This is a genomic window from Desulfosoma sp., from assembly GCF_052743555.1.
This window is the reverse complement of record NZ_JBRAHS010000025.1, coordinates 1-1,201: the sequence shown is the minus strand read 5'-3', so window position 1 is coordinate 1,201 and position 1,201 is coordinate 1. Positions and strand designations below refer to the sequence as shown.

General features: G+C 63.5%; 1 protein-coding gene. It reads left to right on the top strand.

The window, feature by feature from the left end:
• The first annotated feature begins 62 nt into the window (after window positions 1-62).
• On the top strand, window positions 63-1,190 hold the full coding sequence (locus ACUVSA_RS13425; protein ID WP_445895205.1) for a glycosyltransferase: 1,128 nt from the start codon (window positions 63-65) through the stop codon (window positions 1,188-1,190).
• The last annotated feature ends 11 nt before the right edge of the window (window positions 1,191-1,201 follow it).

Genomic DNA, 1,201 nt, shown 5'->3' with positions numbered 1-1,201 from the left:
CTTGCCGACATGCACCCGCGCCCGCATGTCTTTGACCCGTGCCTGATCGCTGTGGCACGCAAATGAACCCGGCGGTGTTGTTCGTCGTACCCGATCTAGCCGCTGGCGGCGCTCAGCCGATGAACGTGCGCCTAGCGCAACAGCTCATGCATCGTGGCTGGGAGGTGGGGCTGGCAGTGTTGTTTTCGCGGGCAGAGGTCATCGCGCCTGCTATGCTGGCTGGGCTTGCTATCCACCGCTTCAATGCGACCGGCTTACCATCAAAGCTTGCTGCGCTGCTGCGCTTGTCCAGGCTGGCGCGGCGTTATGAACTCGTGATTGGCGGTGTGCAATTTGCCGCGACCAACTACGGTTATCTTGCCGCGCGGCTAGCCGGGCGGCCGTTTCTGAGTTGGACCCACACAAATTTTGCGCGTCATCAAGTGTGCGCCGGGGTCGTGGATCGGGCCATTAGCCGCTGGGTCTATCGGCGCTGCCCGCAAGTGGTCTTCCCCTCGCTGGGCGCGCTGGAGGGGCTGCGTCAGGTGCTGGGCAAAACGCCCCGTGGTGCACGTTGGCAGGTGATCGAGAATTTCATCGATCGGCCATCCGCGCCAGCGTCCAAGGCGGTTCCTGACCCGGTCGTTTTCGCCAAGCCCGTGGTCATCGGCATCGGCCGCTTAGCCGAGCAAAAGGCCTTCGACCGCCTGATCCGCGTTCATGCCACCTTGCGCGCTGAGGGGCTGGATCATCATTTATTGATCCTGGGCGATGGCCCTTTGCGCGCAGAACTTAAGGCGCAGGCACAGGCGTTGGGTGTCGCACAGACCGTGTTCATGCCAGGTCATGTCGGCAACGTCCCGGATTGGCTTGGGCATTCTGCCGTATTTGCCTTATGTTCGCGCTATGAAGGCTTCGCGCTCGTCTTGCTGGAAGCGCTCAGTTGTGGCGTTCCTGTAGCGGCGATGGACTGCCCATCCGGGCCGCGCGAGATTTTGCAGGACGGGCGTTTCGGCCTGTTGGTGCCCGATGGCGACGAGGCGGCATTGACCGAGGCGATCGGCCGCCTGTTGCGTGACGCGACGCTGCGAGCCCGCTATGCGGCCTTAGGCATACAGCGCGCCGCAGACTATCGCGCTGAGCGCATCATGCCCCGGTGGGAGGCCCTGCTTGGGGAGATCGTTGCCGCGCACCGGAGGCGTCGTGGCTGAGCGGGTTTCCA

Bases quoted from the DNA above. Each gene is read 5' to 3' on its own strand.
- ACUVSA_RS13425 (WP_445895205.1), top strand. From the start codon at position 63: ATGAACCCGGCGGTGTTGTTCGTCGTACCCGATCTAGCCGCTGGCGGC.